Source organism: Streptomyces sp. NPDC029216 (genome assembly GCF_040648015.1).
In the GTDB taxonomy this organism is placed as follows: Bacteria; Actinomycetota; Actinomycetes; order Streptomycetales; family Streptomycetaceae; genus Streptomyces.
The window spans coordinates 1-17,331 of sequence record NZ_JBEZWL010000003.1 but is presented as its reverse complement, the minus strand read 5'-3'; the positions used below and the strand labels follow the sequence as shown (position 1 = coordinate 17,331).

The following is a 17,331-nucleotide window of genomic DNA, read 5'->3' as shown; positions in this document are numbered from 1 at the left end:
GGTCCTCGTGCTCAGTTGTGCGCCGGGGTGAAGGACATCCGCCGGTCGGCCGGCGAGTAGCCGCTCAGGGTGATGGTCGGGCCGTGCGTGGGCACCGAGGGGTCGGGGAAGTCCGCGGGGATCGGCCGGTCCCCTTCGGGCCTGCGGTCCACCGTCGGGAAGGGCGGCGGGAACGGCGCGGTCTGCTCGATCTGCTGCTCGTAGAAGTCCAGCCAGCGGCACTGGTCGAAGGTGACGGCGCCGATGACCCGTCCCTGGTAGCCGTAGACGCCGACGAAGCGGCGCTCGGCGCGCGAGCCCTGGGTGATGACGATCTCGGTCCCCATCGAGGGGACCCCGACCGACTTGATGTTCACACCGAACTGGGAGGACCAGAACGCCGGGACCCACAGGTGGGGGCGGCGGTCGGCGCTCCGGCTGAGCATGTTGTGCGCGGCCGTCTCGGCCTGGGCCACGGCGTTGCCCCAGTGTTCCAGGGACAGGAACTGGTAGCCGAACAGGGCGTGCGGGGAGCGGGCCACGTCGCCCGCCACGTAGATCTCGTCGGTGACGATGCCCCAGATGTCGAAGGCCCGGCAGCCCGCGTCGCAGGCGATGCCGCGCGGACCCGCTCCGAGTCCGGACCCGGTGAGCCACTCGGTGTTGCGCTGGGCGCCGAGGGAGACGACCACCACCTCCGCCTCCAGCGTGGTGCCGTCGGACAGGTGGGCGGCGCGGACCCGGCCGGAGGAGTCGCCCTCCAGGCTCGTCACCATGATCCCGGTGCGCAGGTCGACCCCGTTCTCCCGGTGCATGTCGGCCGCCACCGCTCCGATCACCCCGCCGAGCGCGCCGACCAGGGGCGCGTCGGCGCGTTCGGCCACGGTCACGGCCAGGCCGCGCTCCCGGCAGGCGGAGGCGATCTCGGAGCCGGTGAACCCGGCCCCGATGACGAGCACCCGGCCGGGCCCGGCCGCGAGCGCGCGTTCCAGGGCCGCCGCGTCGCCGCGGGTGCGCAGGACGAAGACCCCGTCGAGGGCGGCCTCGTCGGGGTTGGGCCAGGGTCGGGCGCGGACGCCGGTGGCGATCAGCAGCCGGTCGTACTCCACCTCGTCGCCGTCGGCCATGCGGACCCGGCGGGCCGCCATGTCCAGGCCGGCGGCGGGCACGCCCAGGCGCCACTTGGCGTCGATGTCCAGGCGGCGGGGCAGGGCCGTCCCGTCGGCGGTGGCCATGCCCAGCAGGACCTGCTTGGACAGGGGCGGGCGGTCGTACGGCTCGTAGGGCTCGTCGCCGATCATCGTCAGCGAACCGGCGAAGCCCTTCTCGCGCATGGTCTCCGCGGCCCGCAGGCCGGCCAGGGAAGCGCCCACGACGACGATGCGGCCCTCGCGCTTGAGCCGCTCCAGGGCTCCGTCACCGTTCACCGCTCGCCTCCGGGGTCTGGAGGGATCCGTTCATCGCGTCCAGGAGGATGGCCCGGACCGGGCAGGCATGGGCGGCGCGCACGACGTTGTCGTGCTGGTCGTCGGGGGCCTGCGGGTTGTAGAGCAGCGACTCGTCGCCGTGCATGGCGAAGACGTCGGGCGCGAGGAACGCGCACTGCGCGTATCCCTGACAGCGGTTGAGGTCGACGACGAGCCTCATGAGGCATCAGCCCTTCCGTGCCCTGATGACCCCCCACTGCCCCCGGGACCCCGCCACCCCTCCAGCATGCGCGTGGAAGCCACACGTCGCCTGCCGGGCGGTCAGGGCGGAGAAAGCGCAGGTCAGGGCGTACGGCGCAGGCTGGTGCGGAGGATGTGGAGGCTGACGACCAGGACCCAGAACGGGAAGACCAGCTCGGCCCACGGCACGCTCGAACCCACGATCAGCAGCACCAGCCCGGTCGCGAAGCCGAGCAGGACCAGCGGGCGGGGGAAGACGCCGAGCCGACGCCCGATGGCCGAGGTGGAGAAGGCGAACACGGCCGCCATGCGCATCGCGTAGGAGCTCAGGACGGTGTACGCGAAGGGGCGGCCGAAGCCGGAGGGCGGGACGGCCTCGTCGAGCACGGTCCCGGCCGCGGCGGCCGCCACGAACAGCGTGGCGGTGAAGACGAACCCGCTGCCCAGGAACACCGTGGCGAAGAAACGATCCTCCGCCTCGCCCGAGTGCTGCCGCAGAGCCCCCATGAACCACAGGAAGAAGATCCCGGCGAACGGGACGATCTCCAGCGCCAGCCGCACGGCCCAGCGCTTGTCCTCGGCGACGGCGGCGTCGGCCGGGCTCCCGGAGGGAATGGCGGTCCGCATGAGCACGATCGCGGCCGCGAGCAGCACGGCGAAGACGACACCGGCCGTCCCGGCGGCGCGGGGCGTGCGCAGCCGCGTGGTGGGGGAGTCCATGCCTCCAGCAGGCGCCGGACGCGGCGGCGGCGCCACCCCGGGGACCCGTCGGGGTGAACGCCCGCGGGGGCCGTTCCGGCCGGCTCAGCCCACCGGCTCCCGGACCGGCTCCTCGGCCGGGGCGGCCTCGGCCCCGTCGTGGTTGCCGTACCAGGCCACGGCGACGGCCCCGGCCACCGCCAGCACGAAGCCGGCGACGGCCAGCCAGGCCAGCCCCGGCCGGGAGGCGTCGCCGAGCCACAGGACGCCGATCGCGCCCGGAAGCACCGTCTCGCCGACGACCAGGGCGGCCGTGGCACCGTTCACCGAGCCGATCTGGAGGGCCACGGTGTGCAGGTACATGCCGCCCACGCCGGCCACCAGGATCGCGTACAGCGCGGGGTCGGTGAGCAGCGTGCCCAGGTCGAACGGGTCGACCCCGTCCAGGATGCGCACGCCCACGCCCAGCGCGCCGAACGCCAGGCCCGACAGCAGGCCCGCCAGGATCGCGGCCCGCGCGCCGAGGAACCGTACGGCCGCCGTGCCGCCGACGATGATCAGCAGGGTCACCGCCAGCAGCCACCAGTGCGTGGCCATCGGGGCGTGGTGGTCGCCCTCGTGGCCGGCGGCGGTCGCGAGCAGCACCAGCGCCGCGCAGACCACCCCGATCGAGGTCCATTCCTTGCGGGAGAGGCGGATGCCCAGCATCTTCACGCTCAGCACGGCCGTGATCACCAGGTTGGCGCTGATCACCGTCTGGGAGAGGAAGAGGGGCAGCAGCCGGGCCGCCAGCGCGCCCAGCCCGAAGCCCACGAAGTCCAGGATCGTGCCGACGATGAACTCCCAGGTCATCGCGGCCTTGGCGGTGGAGGTCAGGTTCGGGCCGCCGTGGGCGGTCACCCCGGCGGCGGCCGGCGACATCCGCGCGGCACGGCGCGAGCCGACGGCTTGCAGGACGGAGCCCGTCCCGTAGCAGATGGACGCCGCGACAGCGGTCAGCAGGCCTATGAGCACAGAAGGCTCCGTTCAACGTCTGGCAGGTAAGGCGGTACCTCTGCCAGACGTCGGAACGGGCCGCGGAGTTGCCTCCGCAAGAGAGTTCGTTGACCGTTCCTTTGCCGGACCGCCGCCCGGCCCCCGCTCAGGACAGGGCCGCGAGGGCGTCCGGGACCTCGTCCACCGAGTCCACCAGCGCGATCCGCGACTCCATGGCCCGGTCCCGGGCCAGCGCCCGGAGCAGCGGCCAGACGGGGAGGTGCTCGGTCCAGTGCCGGCGGCCGACCAGCACCATGGGGGTCGGTTCCGAGCCGGAGGCGTAGTAGTTCGGCGTCGCGCTGTCGAAGACCTCCTGCACGGTCCCGGCCGCGCCAGGCAGGAACACCACGCCCGCGGTGGACCGGGCGAGCAGCCCGTCCTCGCGGGTGGCGTTGGCGAAGTACTTGGCGATCCGGCCGGCGAAGGCGTTCGGCGGCTCGTGCCCGTAGAACCAGGTGGGGATGCCCACCGAGTCGCCGCCCGAGGGCCAGCGGTCCCGTACCGCGAAGGCGGCCCGCGCCCAGTCGGAGACCGACGGGGTGAAGGAGGGCACCTTCGCCAGCTCCTCCAGCGCCTCGCCGAGGGCCCCGTCGGGGGCGGTGGCCAGCCAGGCGCCGAGGTTGGCCGCCTCCATCGCCCCGGGGCCGCCGCCGGTCGCCACGGTCAGCCCCGACCGGGTCAGGGCCCGGCCGAGTTCGGCCGCGCCGCGGTAGTCGTCGGCGCCCCGGGCCGTGGCGTGGCCGCCCATGACGCCGACCACGCGGACGCCCGCGAGGTGCTCGTCGAGCGCGTCCGAGATGGCGTCGTCGTGGATCGAGCGGAGCATCGAGGAGAAGACGTCGCGGTCGGCCTTCGACTCCTGGAACCAGGCGTACGCCTGGGCGTCCGGGGTGTTCTCGTAGCCCTCGGAGAGCCCGGCGAACAGTTCGTCCGCCGTGTAGAGCAGACCCCGGTACGGGTTGAAGGGAAGGTCCGGCACCGGAGGGAAGACCAGCGCGCCGTCCGCGCGGACCTTCACCGCCGCGTCGGGCTCCATGGCGCAGCCCAGGAACACGGCCGCGGAGGTGTCCGCGGACAGCAGGGCGAAGGTCCGCTCCAGCAGGTTGACCGACTGGACGCGGCAGCCGCTGAGGGACCCCCGGGCCACTGCCCGGTCGAACTCGGCGAGCGTCTCGATCTCGATGTCTGCCTTGACCATTCGGCCCACCCTAAAGGCTGGTCCGCATCAGCGGGTCAGGGCCAGCGACGTCAACTGCGCCACACCCCACACCAGCGGTACGGACCCGGCGAGCAGCGCGGCGGCCCGCAGCCCCGCGGCCGTACGCAGCACGGTGCCCGGGGTGCCCAGGTCGCGCAGCGCCGCCCGGGCGGCGCCCCTCACCTGCCGGGATTCGACGGCGGCGGTGAGCAGGGAGGCGGCCGCGCAGAGCGCGACGAGCGCCGCGGCCGGTGCGGTCAGCGGCCCGAGCGGGGTCAGCGTCCCGCCCGCCGGGCCGCGCGGGGCCAGGGCGGCGGTGAGGGCGGCCGCGCCGACGGCGCACAGCACCCCGAGCGGGCGGCCCAGCCGGGACGCCTCCTCCTGGAGGGTCCGCCCGGCCAGCAGCCGCAGCGCGCCCGGGCGGACGGCCTGGACCAGGGTCCCGCAGGCGTAGGCCAGGCCCGGCCCGGCGAGGGCGAGTCCGAGCGCGATCAGGATCCCGGCCGCCGGCATCGCCGGGCCGTCCGGGCGGGCGTACGCCAGGAGGGCGAGCCCGCACGCGGTGAGCGCCACCCCCCAGGGCACGCCCGTCTGGGGGGCCAGCCCGGAGTGCGGGGGCCGGGGGCGCAGGGCGAGGGCCGTCGCGGCGGAGGCCGTCAGGGGGAGCAGGGCCAGCAGGGTGAGGGCGGCGGCCACCGGCAGGGGCCGGTCGGCGTGCAGCAGCCGGGCCCCGGCCCCGTCGAAGGGCAGCCCGGCGAGGTCGCCCCGCAGGTGCAGGAACGCGGCGAGGGCGAGGGCGCTGCCCAGGGCGCAGGCGACGGCGGTGGAGACGGCGGCGGCCAGGGCGAGCCGTACGGGTCCCAGCCCGACGGCGTCGAGCCCCTCGCGGGGCCGGGTCGCCGGGTCGGTGCGGGCCACGGCGACGGCGAACTGGACGGTGGCGGCGAGCGGCAGCAGCGCCCACAGCAGCCGGGGGAACGATCCGGCAGCCCGGGCCTCGGCGTCCGCGAGGACGTACAGCAGGAGGAAACCGGTGCCGGCGCAGGCGGCGGCGACCAGCAGCCTGCGGAGCTGGACCAGGAGGCGGGAGCCGCGGATCAGGCGGAGAGAGAGCACGCGGCCTGGTCCTCCGTGGTCCTGGGGGAGGCGGCGGACGCGGCGGGGCGGCCGTCGGTCAGGGCCAGGCTCCGGTCGGCGGCGGTCGCGGTCTCCTCGTCGTGGGTGGCGAGCACCACCGTGATCGCGTGCGAGCGGGCGGCCGTGGTGAGCGTACGGAGCAGCAGCGCGCGGTCGGCGCGGTGCAGCGGGGCGGTCGGTTCGTCGGCGAAGAGCACGGCGGGCTCGCCGACCAGCGCGCGGGCGAGCGCGACCCGCTGGCACTCGGCGCGGTTCAGGACGCCGGGGCGTTTGCCGGCGAAGGCGCCGATGTCGAGGCGGTCGAGCCATTCGTGGGCGGCTGCGCGGGCGGCGCGGTGCGGGGCACCGGCGATCAGCAGGGGCAGGGCCGCGTTCTCCCACACCTTGAGCTCGGGCAGCAGCTGCGGTTCGGGGCCGATCCAGGCGAACCGGTCGCGGAACAGCCGCTCGCGGGCGAGGGCGCCGAGGGTGTGGACGGGGGCGCTGTTGAACCAGACCTCGCCCTGGTCGGGCACCAGCCGTCCGGCCAGACAGCGCAGCAGGGTGGTCTTGCCGCTGCCGCGGGGGCCGGTCACGGCGAGGATCTCGCCCTGCCGGACTCCGGCGCAGACCCCGATCAGGCCGGGGGACCCCCCGTGGGAGTAGTGAAGGGACCGCGCCCACAGGACGTCGTCGTCCGGCGGCGCATTGTCCGGTGGAGCCACCATGGCGTACACCTCCGTCCGGGGGAACGAAGCGCAGCCGCTTCGGTCACTGGCCCGTAGTGAGATGTAAAGAGATGAACCTCTTGGATGGTGACAGCACACGGCCCGGACCCCCGTGTTCTCACTCGAACAGAGGATCCGGGCGACGCGTTCGTACGGTTTACAGCTTGGTCCACGCCTCGGTGAGCACCGTGCGCAGGATGCCTTCGATCTCGTCGAAGGTGCCCTGGTCCGCGATCAGCGGCGGGGCCAGCTGGATGACCGGGTCACCGCGGTCGTCGGCACGGCAGTACAGGCCGTTGTCGAAGAGCGCCTTGGAGAGGAAGCCGTAGAGCACGCGCTCGGTCTCCTCGTCCGTGAAGGACTCCTTGGTGACCTTGTCCTTGACGAGCTCGATGCCGTAGAAGAAGCCGTTGCCGCGGACGTCGCCGACGATCGGGAGGTCGTGTAGCTTCTGCAGCGTGCTGAGGAAGTTGCCCTCCTGGTCCAGCACGTGCTGGTTGAGGCCTTCCTTGTCGAAGATGTCGAGGTTGGCCAGGGCCACCGCCGAGGACACCGGGTGTCCGCCGAAGGTGTAGCCGTGCAGGAAGGTGTTGTCACCCTTGTAGAACGGCTCCGCGATGCGGTCCGAGACGATGCAGGCGCCGATCGGGGAGTAGCCCGAGGTCATGCCCTTGGCGCAGGTGATCATGTCCGGCACGTAGCCGAACTTGTCACAGGCGAACATCGTGCCGAGGCGGCCGAAGGCGCAGATCGTCTCGTCGGAGACGAGCAGCACGTCGTAGGTGTCGCAGATCTCGCGGACCCGCTGGAAGTATCCGGGCGGGGGCGGGAAGCAGCCGCCGGCGTTCTGGACGGGCTCCAGGAAGACGGCCGCGACGGTGTCGGGGCCCTCGAAGAGGATCTGCTGCTCGATCTGGTCGGCGCACCAGCGGCCGAAGGCCTCGGGGTCGTCGCCGTGGATCGGGGCACGGTAGATGTTGGTGTTCGGCACCTTGTGCGCGCCGGGGACCAGCGGCTCGAAGGGGGCCTTCAGGGCCGGCAGACCGGTGATGGACAGGGCGCCCTGCGGGGTGCCGTGGTAGGCGACCGCACGCGAGATGACCTTGTACTTGGTGTGCTTGCCCTGGAGCTTGAAGTACTGCTTGGCCAGCTTCCAGGCGGTTTCGACGGCCTCGCCGCCGCCGGTGGTGAAGAAGACCTTGTTCAGGTCGCCGGGGGCGTAGCCGGCGAGGCGCTCGGCGAGCTCGACGGCCTTGGGGTGCGCGTACGACCACACGGGGAAGAACGCGAGCTCCTGGGCCTGCTTGTAGGCGACCTCGGCCAGTTCCTTGCGGCCGTGACCGGCGTTGACCACGAACAGTCCGGCGAGACCGTCCAGGTAGCGCTTGCCCTTGTCGTCGAAGATGTAGGTGCCCTCACCCCGCACGATGGTGGGGACGGGCGCGTTCTCGTACGACGACATGCGGGTGAAGTGCATCCACAGGTGGTCGTACGCGGTTTTGGAGAGGTCCTGGCTCACGGGCTATCGAGTTCCCCACATGTAGGTCTGCTTCTTGAGCTTCAGGTAAACGAAGCTCTCGGTTGATCGCACGCCGGGGAGCGTGCGGATCTTCTTGTTGATCGTTTCGAGCAGGTGGTCGTCGTCCTCGCAGACGATTTCCACCATCAGGTCGAACGACCCGGCGGTCATGACCACGTATTCGCACTCGGCCATGGCGGTCAGGGCGTCAGCCACTGGATCGAGGTCTCCCTCGACGTTGATGCCGACCATGGCCTGGCGCCGCAGGCCCACGGTGAGCGGGTCGGTGACGGCGACGATCTGCATGACGCCCTGGTCGAGCAGCTTCTGCACGCGCTGGCGCACGGCCGCCTCGGAGAGGCCCACGGCCTTGCCGATCGACGCGTAAGGGCGCCGGCCGTCTTCCTGCAGTTGCTCGATGATCGCCAGGGACACAGCATCGACCGAAGGGGACGGTTGTCTGTTCCTGGAATCTGCGCTTCGACTGACCACGACGCCACTGTGCACGAGGAGTCGTCCGTTCCGCAACCCGTAATCGATGAAATCCGTTGTGATGAGTCTCCGAATGCACGGATTTCGTAGTTGGCCGGGTCTAGCTCTGTCGAAAGCGTCGCCCGAGGGGCTAGGCTTGGGTCCTGTCTCAACCGTTGGACATGTGATCAGGAGAGTGGCTGGAGTGACCACGGAACTGCGTCGTCTGCGCAATTACATCGGCGGGGAGTTCAAGGACGCCGCCGACGGGCGGACCACCGAGGTGGTCAACCCGGCCACCGGCGAGGTCTACGCGACCGCCCCGCTGTCCGGCCAGGCCGATGTGGACGCCGCCATGGCCGCCGCCGCTGCCGCCTTCCCGGGCTGGCGCGACACCACGCCCTCCGAGCGGCAGAAGGCCCTCCTCAAGATCGCGGACGCCTTCGAGGCGCGCGCGGAGGAGCTGGTCGCCGCCGAGTCGGAGAACACCGGCAAGCCGCTGGGCCTTACGGCCAGCGAGGAGCTGCCGCCGATGGTGGACCAGATCCGCTTCTTCGCCGGCGCCGCGCGCCTGCTCGAAGGCCGCTCGGCCGGTGAGTACATGGACGGGATGACCTCGATCATCCGCCGTGAGCCGGTCGGCGTCTGCGCCCAGGTCGCGCCGTGGAACTACCCGATGATGATGGCGGTGTGGAAGTTCGCCCCGGCGATCGCCGCGGGCAACACCGTCGTCCTCAAGCCCTCCGACACCACCCCGGCCTCCACGGTGCTGATGGCGGAGATCATCGACTCGATCCTGCCCAAGGGCGTCTTCAACGTCGTCTGCGGCGACCGCGAGACCGGCAAGGCCATGGTCGAGCACTCCACCCCGGCGATGGCCTCCATCACCGGCTCGGTGCGCGCGGGCATGCAGGTCGCCGAGAGCGCCTCCAAGGACGTCAAGCGCGTCCACCTGGAGCTCGGCGGCAAGGCCCCCGTCGTGGTCTTCGAGGACGCCGACATCGCCAAGGCCGTCGAGGACATCGCCGTCGCCGGCTACTTCAACGCCGGCCAGGACTGCACGGCCGCCACCCGGGTGCTGGTGCAGGAGTCGGTCCACGACGAGTTCGTGGCCGCGCTCGCCAAGGCCGCCGCGGAGACCAGGACCGGGCAGCCGGACGACGAGGACGTGCTCTACGGCCCGCTGAACAACCCGAACCAGCTCAAGCAGGTCGCGGGCTTCATCGAGCGCCTCCCCGCCCACGCCAAGGTCGAGGCGGGCGGCCACCGGGTCGGCGAGAAGGGCTACTTCTACGCCCCGACCGTGGTCTCGGGCCTCAAGCAGGACGACGAGATCGTCCAGAACGAGGTCTTCGGCCCCGTCATCACCGTCCAGTCCTTCTCGGACGAGGCCCAGGCGCTGGAGTACGCGAACGGCGTCGAGTACGCCCTCGCCTCCTCCGTGTGGACCAAGGACCACGGCCGCGCGATGCGCATGTCCAAGAACCTCGACTTCGGCTGCGTGTGGATCAACACCCACATCCCGCTCGTCGCCGAGATGCCGCACGGCGGCTTCAAGAAGTCCGGCTACGGCAAGGACCTCTCCGCCTACGGCTTCGAGGACTACACCCGCATCAAGCACGTGATGACCTCGCTCGACGGCTGAACCGGCCACTGAAGGGGCGGGTGGTAGACACGTTGTCTATTGCCCGCCCCTTCGGCGTTGTCCGAGGCTGGGCCCATGCCTGAACTCCCCTTCTCCCGCCGCGCGGTGCTGCGCGGCTTCGGTGCCACGGGCCTGCTGGCCGCCCTCGCCGGCTGCGGTGTCCCCGCCGCCTACGTCCCGGAGGACCGCAGGGAGGGGCAGGACCTCTCGGAGCGGGAGCGGGGCCTCGCCTTCTCCAACTGGCCGCTGTACATCGACACCGACGACCAGGACGAGGAGAGCCGCCCGACGCTGGAGGCCTTCTCGAAGAAGACCGGCATCGAGGTCCGGTACAGCGAGGAGATCAACGACAACGACGAGTTCTTCGGCAAGGTCAGCCCGGCCCTGATGAACCACCAGGCGACCGGCCACGACCTGGTCGTGGTCAGCGACTGGATGGCCGCCCGCTTCGTCCACCTGGGCTGGGCCCAGAAGATGGACCGCTCGGCCCAGGCCAACGTCGCCCGGAACCTCGACCCGCAGCTGCGTTCCCCCGCCTTCGACCAGGGCCGGCTGCACACCGTGCCATGGCAGTCCGGGATCACCGGCATCGCCTACAACCGCAAGGCGCTGGGCCGCGAGATCAAGTCCGTCCAGGACCTCTGACACCCGGACCTGGCGGGCAGGGTGACCCTCTTCTCCGGTCTCGACGAGTCCTTCGCCCTGCTGATGCAGGGCAACGGCACCGACACCACCCGCTGGACCGAAGCCGACTTCCACCGGATGTGCGACCAGGTCGAGAGCATGGTGAAGAAGAAGCACATCCGCCGCTTCACGGGCAACGACTACACCTCCGATCTCGGCAAGGGAGACGTCCTGGCCTGCCAGGCCTACTCGGGCGACGCCATCCAGCTGAAGGCCGACAACCCCGACATCGAGTTCGTCGTCCCCGAGGAGGGGGCCGAGCTGTGGGCGGAGAGCCTGCTCATCCCCAACCTCGCCCGCCACAAGGCCAATGCGGAGGCGCTGGTCGACTACTACTACGACCCGGCGGTGGCGGCGGAACTGGCCGCCGCGGTCAACTACGTCTGCCCGGTCCCCGCCGCCCGCGAGGTCCTGGCCGCCTCCCCGGAGAAGGAGACCGCCGAACTCGCCGAGAACCCGCTGGTCTTCCCGGACGACGACATGCGCAAGCGCCTGGTCGTGGCCCGCGACATCTCCTCGTCCGAACGCCGCTCCTTCGCCCAGCGCTGGAACTCCATCGTCGGACTGTGATCACGCTCTCGCAAGAGAACTACGTGTTCAGGGATTCTGGCTGACGTGTTCGGAGTGTTCGGGATCCTCCCCCTGCTCGTGCTGCGCCGCCTGATCAAGCGGCTGGAGGTGCTGCAAGCGGAGGCAAGCGCCGACTACTTGGCGAAGGCCGCGCCGATGATGCCGTAGGTCACCGCGTTCGTGTCCCGGCCCTTGGCGTCGGTGGCGTTCACCGAGTAGACCAGGGTGCGCGACAGGTCCCGGGTGCCGCCGATCACCGTGCTGTAGCCGTACCGGGAGCCCGTCTTGCCGTAGAGCTTCGTACCGTCCGGGAGGACGAACTCCTTCATCCCCGCCGTCTGCACGGCGTGCCCGCCGTTCTCGGCGTCCGGCACGCCGGGGACGGTGAACATCTCCTCCAGCTGGGCCTTCGGCACCACCCGGCCGCCGAACAGGGCCACCGTGAACCGCTCCAGGTCCGCCGTCGTCGAGATCAGGTCCCCCGCCGCCCAGTTGGACGAGGAGTTCCAGTCCGACACGTCGACCAGCGAGCGGCTGCCGTCGGCCTGCACCACCGCCTGGTAGCCGTGGTTGTACGGGCCCGGTATGCGGTTCTGGGTCCGGGACGGGAACGAAGTGCGGCGCAGGCCCAGCGGCTTGATGATCCGCTCAGTGACGGCCTTGTCGTACGCCGTCCCCGTCACCTTCTCGATCAGGACGCCCAGCACCGTGTAGTGGATGTTGCTGTACCGCTGCTTCGTGCCCGGCCGGAACTCCGGCCCCTTCGCCACCGCGTTGGCGATCAGCGCGTGCGGGTCGACCACGTCGAAGCGGTGGGCGTACTCGTCCTCGAAGGCGTCGCCCGGACCGTCGGCCGACTGCAGGCCGCTCGTGTAGTTCAGCAGCTGCCGCACCGTGACCGGCTCGAAGCCGGGCAGCAGCCCTGGGAGGTAGTCCTGCACCGGCCGGTCCAGGTCCACCCTGCCCTCGGCGGCCAGCTGGAGCACCACCGCCGCCGTGAAGGTCTTCGTCACCGAACCGGCCCGGAAGCGGGCCTCCTCCACCGCCGCGCGCCCGCTGCGGACGTCCGCCACGCCGGAGCTCCCCTGCCAGCTGCCGCTCGTACCGCCCACCCGCACCAGCGCGGCCGTCGCGTCCTTGTGCTGCGGCCCCAGACCCGCGATCGCCTTCCGCAGCGCCGCCGCGTTCGGCGGGGCGGAGAAGACGGGGCCCGCGACCCCCGCCGAAACCGCAGCCGCCGCCGGAGCCGGAGCGGCATGGGCCGCGGCCACCGGACCGGCGGCGATGCCCAGGACCAGAGCGGCGGCGACCAGCGTGCGCGTACGTGCCTTCATGACGTCCCCCATGTGTGCGAACCGCGGGGCCCGCTGCCCCCCGATGACCTCAATGGTGCAGGTCAGAGGGGTCGTCGCGGATCACCAACAAGAGGGGTCTTCAGCGGTACGACAACTCACCGGCGCGGGGGAGACGACCGGCCGGCCCTCACTCCCCAGAGGGAGATACCCGCGAGGGACCCGCCGCGCCCGCCGCGATCAGACCCGTCTCGTACGCGCAGATCACCGCCTGGATCCGGTCCCGCAGACCCAGCTTCGCCAGCACGTTCCCCACGTGCGACTTCACCGTGTGCTCGCTCACCACCAGCGCCGCCGCGATCTCCGCGTTCGACAGCCCCCGCCCCAGGTGCAGCAGGGTCTCCCGCTCCCGGGCCGTCAGCACCTCCAGCCGCTCCGCGGCCGAGGAGGGCACCGAGGGCCGGGCCGTCGCCGCCGTGTACTCCTCGATCAGCCGCCGCGCCACCGAGGGCGCCAGCAGGGACTCGCCCGCCGCCACCACCCGCACCGCGTGCACCAGGTCGTCCCGCCGCACGTCCTTCAGCAGGAACCCGCTCGCCCCCGCGTGCAGCGCCTCGTAGACGTACTCGTCCGAGTCGAAGGTCGTCAGCATCACCGTCCGGCACCCGCTGCGCGCCGAGATCGCCCGGCAGGCCTCGATCCCGTCCAGCACCGGCATCCGCACGTCCAGCAGCGCCACGTCCGGGGAGAGCCGCTCCACCGCGGCCACGGCCGCCGCCCCGTCCCCGACCTCCGCCACGACCTCGATGTCCTCCTGGACGTCCAGGATCATCGCGAAGCCGCTGCGCACCAGCTCCTGGTCGTCGGCCACCACCACACGGATCGTCACGTCCCCACCTCCAGCGGCGAGGTTACAAGCACGGTGAAGCCGCGCCCGTCCGCCCCCGGCCCGGTCCACGCCGTCCCGCCGTGCGCCGCCGCCCGCTCGCGGATCCCGATCAGCCCGTGCCCGCCCGGAGCCCCGCCGGCCGGCCCCCGGCCGTCGTCCGTGACCCGCACCGCGAGCTCCCGCGGCCCGTACTCCAGACGTACGTCCACCGCCGAGGCCCCCGCGTGCTTCACCACGTTGGTCAGCGCCTCCTGCACCACCCGGTGCACCGTCGCCTCCAGCGCGGCCGGCAGCTCCCGCACCTCGCCCGTCCGCTCGTAGGACACCGCGAGCCCGCTCGCCCGCACCCGGTCCACCAGCGCCGGCAGCGCCCCGATCCCCGGCTGGGGAGCGCGCGGAGCGGCTTCTTCCGCCCGCAGCACCCCCAGCATCGTCCGCAGCTGCGCCATCGCGTCCCGCCCCGTCTCGGCGATCGCCTCGAAGGCCGCCTCCGCCCGTTCCGGGGCCCGGCGCACCGCCACCGGCCCGGCCTCCGCCTGCACGACCATGATGCTGACGGCGTGCGAGAGGATGTCGTGCATCTCCCGCGCGATGCGCGCCCGTTCGCGCGCCGCCGCCTGCTCCGCCTCGATCCGGTTCGCCCGCTCCAGCTGGGCCGCCCGGTCCTCCACCGCCGCCGTGTACGCCTGCCGCACGGCCTGCAGCCGCCCGAGCGCGAACGCCGCCGCGAACACGAACAGCGAGAACAGCAGCTCCCTGGCCGTACCGGTGTTGAGCCCGACGGACACGGCGATCACCACGACCACGGCCGCGCCGACGGCCAGCCGCACCCGCGGCGGCCGCAGCAACGCGATCGAGTACACGCCGATCAGCCCCGCGTACGGCAGCGGCTGCCCCGGCCCGTCCAGCGCGAGCTGGTAGACCGAACCGGCCGCGATCATCCCGATCAGCGCCGCCACGGGCGCCCGCCGCCGCCACACCAGCGGCGCGTTGCCCAGCGTCGTCAACAGGTAGGCCGCCCAGGTGGCCGGCGATTCCTTCGGGTCGCGGGGAACCACGAAGGGGATGGTCGTCGCCACCTGCACCAGCAGCGTCAGCCCCACGTCCTGCCAGCGCGGATCCGCCCGCAGGACGCGCTCGCGCAGGCGCCCGCCCGGTCCGCCCGTCACCGTCCGAGCTCGGCCCGTACGGCCGCCAGCGCGTCCAGCCGGTTCGTGGTGACGGAGTCCACCCCGGCCCGGATCAGGGCGCGCATCGACCGCTTGGTGTCCGCCGTCCAGGCCGACACCAGCAGCCCGTCCCGGTGCAGGGCGTCCGTCAGCTCCCGGCTGACCAGCCCGAAGCGGTAGTTGAGCCAGCGCGGGGACACCGCGTCGATCAGCACCCGGCGCGGCGGCGAGAGGGTGGTCCAGGTCAGGGCGATCTCCGCGCCCGGGTCGGCGGCGCGGACCGCCAGCATGGTGTTCGGCCCGGCGCAGTAGGCCGTGCGGTCGCGGGCCCCGCACTCGCGGACCAGGTCGACGACGGTCCGTACGGCCTCGAACGTGGCCCCGGGCAGGTCGATCATCAGCCGCCCCGCCCCGGCCGCCGTCAGCGCCTCGCGCAGGGTCGGGATCCCGCCCCCGGCGAGCTCCTTCAGCTGCGGGGCCGTGACGGCGTCCAGCCGCACGTCGTGGCCCCACAGCCGCTCCAGCGTCTCGTCGTGCAGCAGGACCGGCACTCCGTCGCGCGTCAGCCGCACGTCGATCTCCACCGCGTCGGCCCCGCGCGCGAACGCGGAGGCGATGGAGGCGAGGGTGTTCTCACGGACTCGGTAGGGATCGCCGCGGTGGCCGACGGCAGTCAGGGTGCTCATGGCCCCATTCTCAGGGGCCGGAGCGATCAAGGGGAGTCAGCGGGCCAGCCATTCGGCGGTGTACGCGTCGATCTCCGCGGTCAGCTTCGCCTTGCCGGCCGGGTCCAGGAAGGACGCCTCGACGGCGTTCTTCGCGAGCTGCGCCAGGCCGCGCTCGTCGAGGTCGAGGAGGCGGGCGGCGACCGCGTACTCGTTGTTGAGGTCGGTGCCGAACATCGGCGGGTCGTCGCTGTTGATGGTGACGAGCACGCCCGCCTGCACCATCTCCTTGACCGGGTGCTCGTCGAGGTCCGCCACGGCGCGGGTGGCGATGTTGGAGGTCGGGCAGACCTCCAGCGCGATGCGGTGCTCGGCGAGGTGGGCCAGCAGCTCGGGGTCACGGATGGAGCTGGTGCCGTGGCCGATGCGCTCGGCGCCCAGTTCGCGGATGGCGTCCCAGACGGTCTCCGGGCCGGTGGTCTCGCCGGCGTGCGGCACGCTGTGCAGGCCGGCCGCCCGGGCCCGGTCGAAGTACGGCTTGAACTGCGGGCGCGGCACGCCGATCTCCGGGCCGCCCAGACCGAAGGAGACCAGGCCCTCCGGGCGCAGGTCGACGGCGAGGCGGGTGGTCTCCTCGGCGGCCTCCAGACCGGCCTCGCCGGGGATGTCGAAGCACCAGCGCAGGATGACGCCGAGCTCGGACTCGGCGGCCTTGCGGGCCTCCTCGATGGCCTCCATGAAGGCGTTCTCGTCGATGCCGCGGCGGGTGGAGGAGTAGGGGGTGATGGTCAGTTCGGCGTAGCGGATGTTCTGCCGGGCCATGTCGCGGGCGACCTCGAAGGTCAGCGTGCGGACGTCGTCGGGGGTGCGGACGAGGTCGACGACCGACAGGTAGACCTCGATGAAGTGGGCGAAGTCGGTGAAGGTGAAGTAGTCGGCCAGCGCCTCGGGGTCGGTGGGGACCTTCGAGTCGGGGTGGCGGGAGGCGAGTTCGGCCACGATGCGCGGGGACGCCGAGCCGACGTGGTGGACGTGGAGTTCGGCCTTGGGCAGCCCCGCGATGAAGGGGTGCAGGTCGGACATGGAGGGCCTCCGGTGGGACGCTGGTGCGGGCAGGTCTGCTTCATCGTAGGCAGGCCCGGCGGTGTCGGTGGCAGCGCTTAGCATGGCTGTACGAGAGGGGGGTGCCGTATGACCGACCAGAGCCCTGAGCCGAGGGACCCGTGGGCGCCGCCCGAGAGGCCGGCGGCCGCGCCGGGCGGGGACCAGCAGCAGGCCCCGGGGAATCCGGGCCGTCCGTCCGTCCACGACCAGCCGACGGTCGTGGGGATGCCGGGAGCCGACGGGACCCCGCCGACGGCGGCACCCGCGCCGACGCCTCCGGTACCCGGCGCCGCGTACGGCTACCCGGCCCAGGGCGGCTACGGGCAGCCCGGCCCGGCCGCACCCCAGCCGCCCGCCCAGCCCGGGTACGGCTACCCGGGCTACCAGCCCCCTGCGGGGTACCAGCCCCCTGCGGGGTACCAGGCCCCCGCGGGCTATCCGGGCACGCCCGGCTACCCGCCCGCGCCCGGATACCCGGGCTACACCGGGTACCAGGCCTACGGCCCCGGCCCGAGCAACGGCTTCGGCGTCACCGCGCTGGTCCTCGGCATCCTCGCGGTCGTCGGCTGCGTCACGAGCTTCTTCGCGATCGCGCTCGGCATAGCCGCGGTCGTCTTCGGCGCGCTCGGCCGCGGCAAGGCGAACCGGGGCGAGGCCACCAACGGCGGGGTCGCGCTCGCCGGCATCATCCTGGGCGCGATCGGCATCGTGCTGGGCGCCGTGCTGGTCGCGGTCATGTTCGCCGGTTTCATGGCGGACGAGTTCGACGAAACCCCGGGTGGCGGCTCGTCCAACAGCCAGGTCCGCGAACGGGTCTGAGGACCCCGCACACGACGGAGGGCCGGGCCCGGGGCGCCAAAGGCCCGGGCCCGCCCCGCAACCCCACCCCCAAACCGCCCAC

17 protein-coding genes and 1 pseudogene are annotated in these 17,331 nt (G+C 72.4%); 4 read left to right on the top strand and 14 right to left on the bottom strand.

Annotated features, from left to right (window positions below):
* Window positions 1-11: 11 nt before the first annotated feature.
* The 9 genes from AB0F18_RS01830 to AB0F18_RS01790 form a co-directional block, all read right to left on the bottom strand.
* Window positions 12-1,406, bottom strand: coding sequence for an FAD-dependent oxidoreductase (locus AB0F18_RS01830; RefSeq protein ID WP_362053658.1), 1,395 nt, complete (start codon window positions 1,404-1,406; stop codon window positions 12-14).
* A complete protein-coding gene (locus tag AB0F18_RS01825; RefSeq protein ID WP_362053656.1) occupies window positions 1,396-1,626 on the bottom strand; it encodes a ferredoxin in 231 nt (76 codons plus the stop codon). The genes AB0F18_RS01830 and AB0F18_RS01825 overlap by 11 nt, the downstream gene beginning before the upstream one ends.
* A 122-nt stretch (window positions 1,627-1,748) precedes the next feature.
* The gene (locus AB0F18_RS01820) at window positions 1,749-2,366 is read right to left on the bottom strand and encodes a hypothetical protein (protein ID WP_362053653.1); all 618 of its coding nucleotides are present in this window, start codon (window positions 2,364-2,366) and stop codon (window positions 1,749-1,751) included.
* 84 nt (window positions 2,367-2,450) lie between these two features.
* Window positions 2,451-3,359, bottom strand: coding sequence for a hypothetical protein (locus AB0F18_RS01815; protein WP_362053650.1), 909 nt, complete (start codon window positions 3,357-3,359; stop codon window positions 2,451-2,453).
* 127 nt (window positions 3,360-3,486) lie between these two features.
* On the bottom strand, window positions 3,487-4,578 hold the full coding sequence (locus tag AB0F18_RS01810; protein ID WP_362053648.1) for a Rossmann fold nucleotide-binding protein: 1,092 nt from the start codon (window positions 4,576-4,578) through the stop codon (window positions 3,487-3,489).
* A 27-nt stretch (window positions 4,579-4,605) separates the two neighbouring features.
* Window positions 4,606-5,694, bottom strand: a complete 1,089-nt coding sequence (locus AB0F18_RS01805; RefSeq protein WP_362053645.1) for a hypothetical protein — start codon at window positions 5,692-5,694, stop codon at window positions 4,606-4,608.
* Window positions 5,676-6,422, bottom strand: coding sequence for an ATP-binding cassette domain-containing protein (locus AB0F18_RS01800; RefSeq protein WP_362053642.1), 747 nt, complete (start codon window positions 6,420-6,422; stop codon window positions 5,676-5,678). Before AB0F18_RS01800 ends, AB0F18_RS01805 begins: the two co-directional genes overlap by 19 nt.
* 157 nt (window positions 6,423-6,579) lie before the next feature.
* Entirely contained in the window at window positions 6,580-7,941 is a 1,362-nt protein-coding gene (locus AB0F18_RS01795) for an aspartate aminotransferase family protein (RefSeq protein ID WP_362053639.1), read from the bottom strand.
* 3 nt (window positions 7,942-7,944) lie between these two features.
* Complete coding sequence (locus AB0F18_RS01790; RefSeq protein WP_042814156.1) at window positions 7,945-8,448, bottom strand: Lrp/AsnC family transcriptional regulator; 504 nt, start codon at window positions 8,446-8,448, stop codon at window positions 7,945-7,947.
* Between the two features lie 169 nt (window positions 8,449-8,617).
* Between AB0F18_RS01790 and AB0F18_RS01785 the strand changes: the two genes are divergently transcribed.
* The 3 genes and pseudogenes from AB0F18_RS01785 (at window position 8,618) to AB0F18_RS01775 (ending at window position 11,479) form a co-directional block, all read left to right on the top strand.
* Window positions 8,618-10,057 carry a gamma-aminobutyraldehyde dehydrogenase gene (locus AB0F18_RS01785; RefSeq protein WP_362053636.1) on the top strand — a complete coding sequence of 480 codons (1,440 nt, stop codon included), beginning with the start codon at window positions 8,618-8,620 and terminating at the stop codon, window positions 10,055-10,057.
* Window positions 10,058-10,132: 75 nt separating this feature from the next.
* Window positions 10,133-11,311, top strand: a pseudogene (locus AB0F18_RS01780) (spermidine/putrescine ABC transporter substrate-binding protein).
* 45 nt (window positions 11,312-11,356) lie between these two features.
* Window positions 11,357-11,479, top strand: a complete 123-nt coding sequence (locus AB0F18_RS01775; RefSeq protein WP_362053633.1) for a hypothetical protein — start codon at window positions 11,357-11,359, stop codon at window positions 11,477-11,479.
* On the opposite strand, the gene AB0F18_RS01770 is transcribed toward AB0F18_RS01775, so the two are convergent.
* The 5 genes from AB0F18_RS01770 to AB0F18_RS01750 all read right to left on the bottom strand — a co-directional run bounded on the left by AB0F18_RS01770 (window position 11,446) and on the right by AB0F18_RS01750 (window position 16,409).
* Window positions 11,446-12,645 carry a serine hydrolase domain-containing protein gene (locus AB0F18_RS01770; RefSeq protein WP_362053630.1) on the bottom strand — a complete coding sequence of 400 codons (1,200 nt, stop codon included), beginning with the start codon at window positions 12,643-12,645 and terminating at the stop codon, window positions 11,446-11,448. The two genes, AB0F18_RS01775 and AB0F18_RS01770, sit on opposite strands and share 34 nt — an antisense overlap.
* A gap of 148 nt (window positions 12,646-12,793) precedes the next feature.
* Window positions 12,794-13,492: a response regulator transcription factor gene (locus AB0F18_RS01765; RefSeq protein WP_362053627.1), complete on the bottom strand. Its 699-nt coding sequence runs from the start codon at window positions 13,490-13,492 to the stop codon at window positions 12,794-12,796.
* Window positions 13,489-14,661, bottom strand: a complete 1,173-nt coding sequence (locus AB0F18_RS01760; protein WP_362053624.1) for a histidine kinase — start codon at window positions 14,659-14,661, stop codon at window positions 13,489-13,491. The genes AB0F18_RS01765 and AB0F18_RS01760 overlap by 4 nt, the downstream gene beginning before the upstream one ends.
* Window positions 14,658-15,347 (bottom strand): glycerophosphodiester phosphodiesterase, encoded by a 690-nt coding sequence (locus tag AB0F18_RS01755; RefSeq protein WP_362053621.1) that lies wholly within the window; start codon window positions 15,345-15,347, stop codon window positions 14,658-14,660. The genes AB0F18_RS01760 and AB0F18_RS01755 overlap by 4 nt, the downstream gene beginning before the upstream one ends.
* Before the next feature lie 36 nt (window positions 15,348-15,383).
* The gene (locus AB0F18_RS01750) at window positions 15,384-16,409 is read right to left on the bottom strand and encodes an adenosine deaminase (RefSeq protein ID WP_362053618.1); all 1,026 of its coding nucleotides are present in this window, start codon (window positions 16,407-16,409) and stop codon (window positions 15,384-15,386) included.
* A gap of 108 nt (window positions 16,410-16,517) precedes the next feature.
* On the opposite strand from AB0F18_RS01750, the gene AB0F18_RS01745 reads away from it, so the two are divergent.
* Complete coding sequence (locus AB0F18_RS01745) at window positions 16,518-17,249, top strand: DUF4190 domain-containing protein (RefSeq protein ID WP_362053615.1); 732 nt, start codon at window positions 16,518-16,520, stop codon at window positions 17,247-17,249.
* Window positions 17,250-17,331: the final 82 nt, after the last annotated feature.

Coding starts and splice junctions, on each gene's coding strand:
- AB0F18_RS01800 (WP_362053642.1), bottom strand. CDS start 6,422: ATGGTGGCTCCACCGGACAATGCGCCGCCGGACGACGACGTCCTGTGG.
- AB0F18_RS01820 (WP_362053653.1), bottom strand. CDS start 2,366: ATGGACTCCCCCACCACGCGGCTGCGCACGCCCCGCGCCGCCGGGACG.
- AB0F18_RS01770 (WP_362053630.1), bottom strand. CDS start 12,645: ATGAAGGCACGTACGCGCACGCTGGTCGCCGCCGCTCTGGTCCTGGGC.
- AB0F18_RS01755 (WP_362053621.1), bottom strand. CDS start 15,347: ATGAGCACCCTGACTGCCGTCGGCCACCGCGGCGATCCCTACCGAGTC.
- AB0F18_RS01750 (WP_362053618.1), bottom strand. CDS start 16,409: ATGTCCGACCTGCACCCCTTCATCGCGGGGCTGCCCAAGGCCGAACTC.
- AB0F18_RS01810 (WP_362053648.1), bottom strand. CDS start 4,578: ATGGTCAAGGCAGACATCGAGATCGAGACGCTCGCCGAGTTCGACCGG.
- AB0F18_RS01745 (WP_362053615.1), top strand. CDS start 16,518: ATGACCGACCAGAGCCCTGAGCCGAGGGACCCGTGGGCGCCGCCCGAG.
- AB0F18_RS01825 (WP_362053656.1), bottom strand. CDS start 1,626: ATGAGGCTCGTCGTCGACCTCAACCGCTGTCAGGGATACGCGCAGTGC.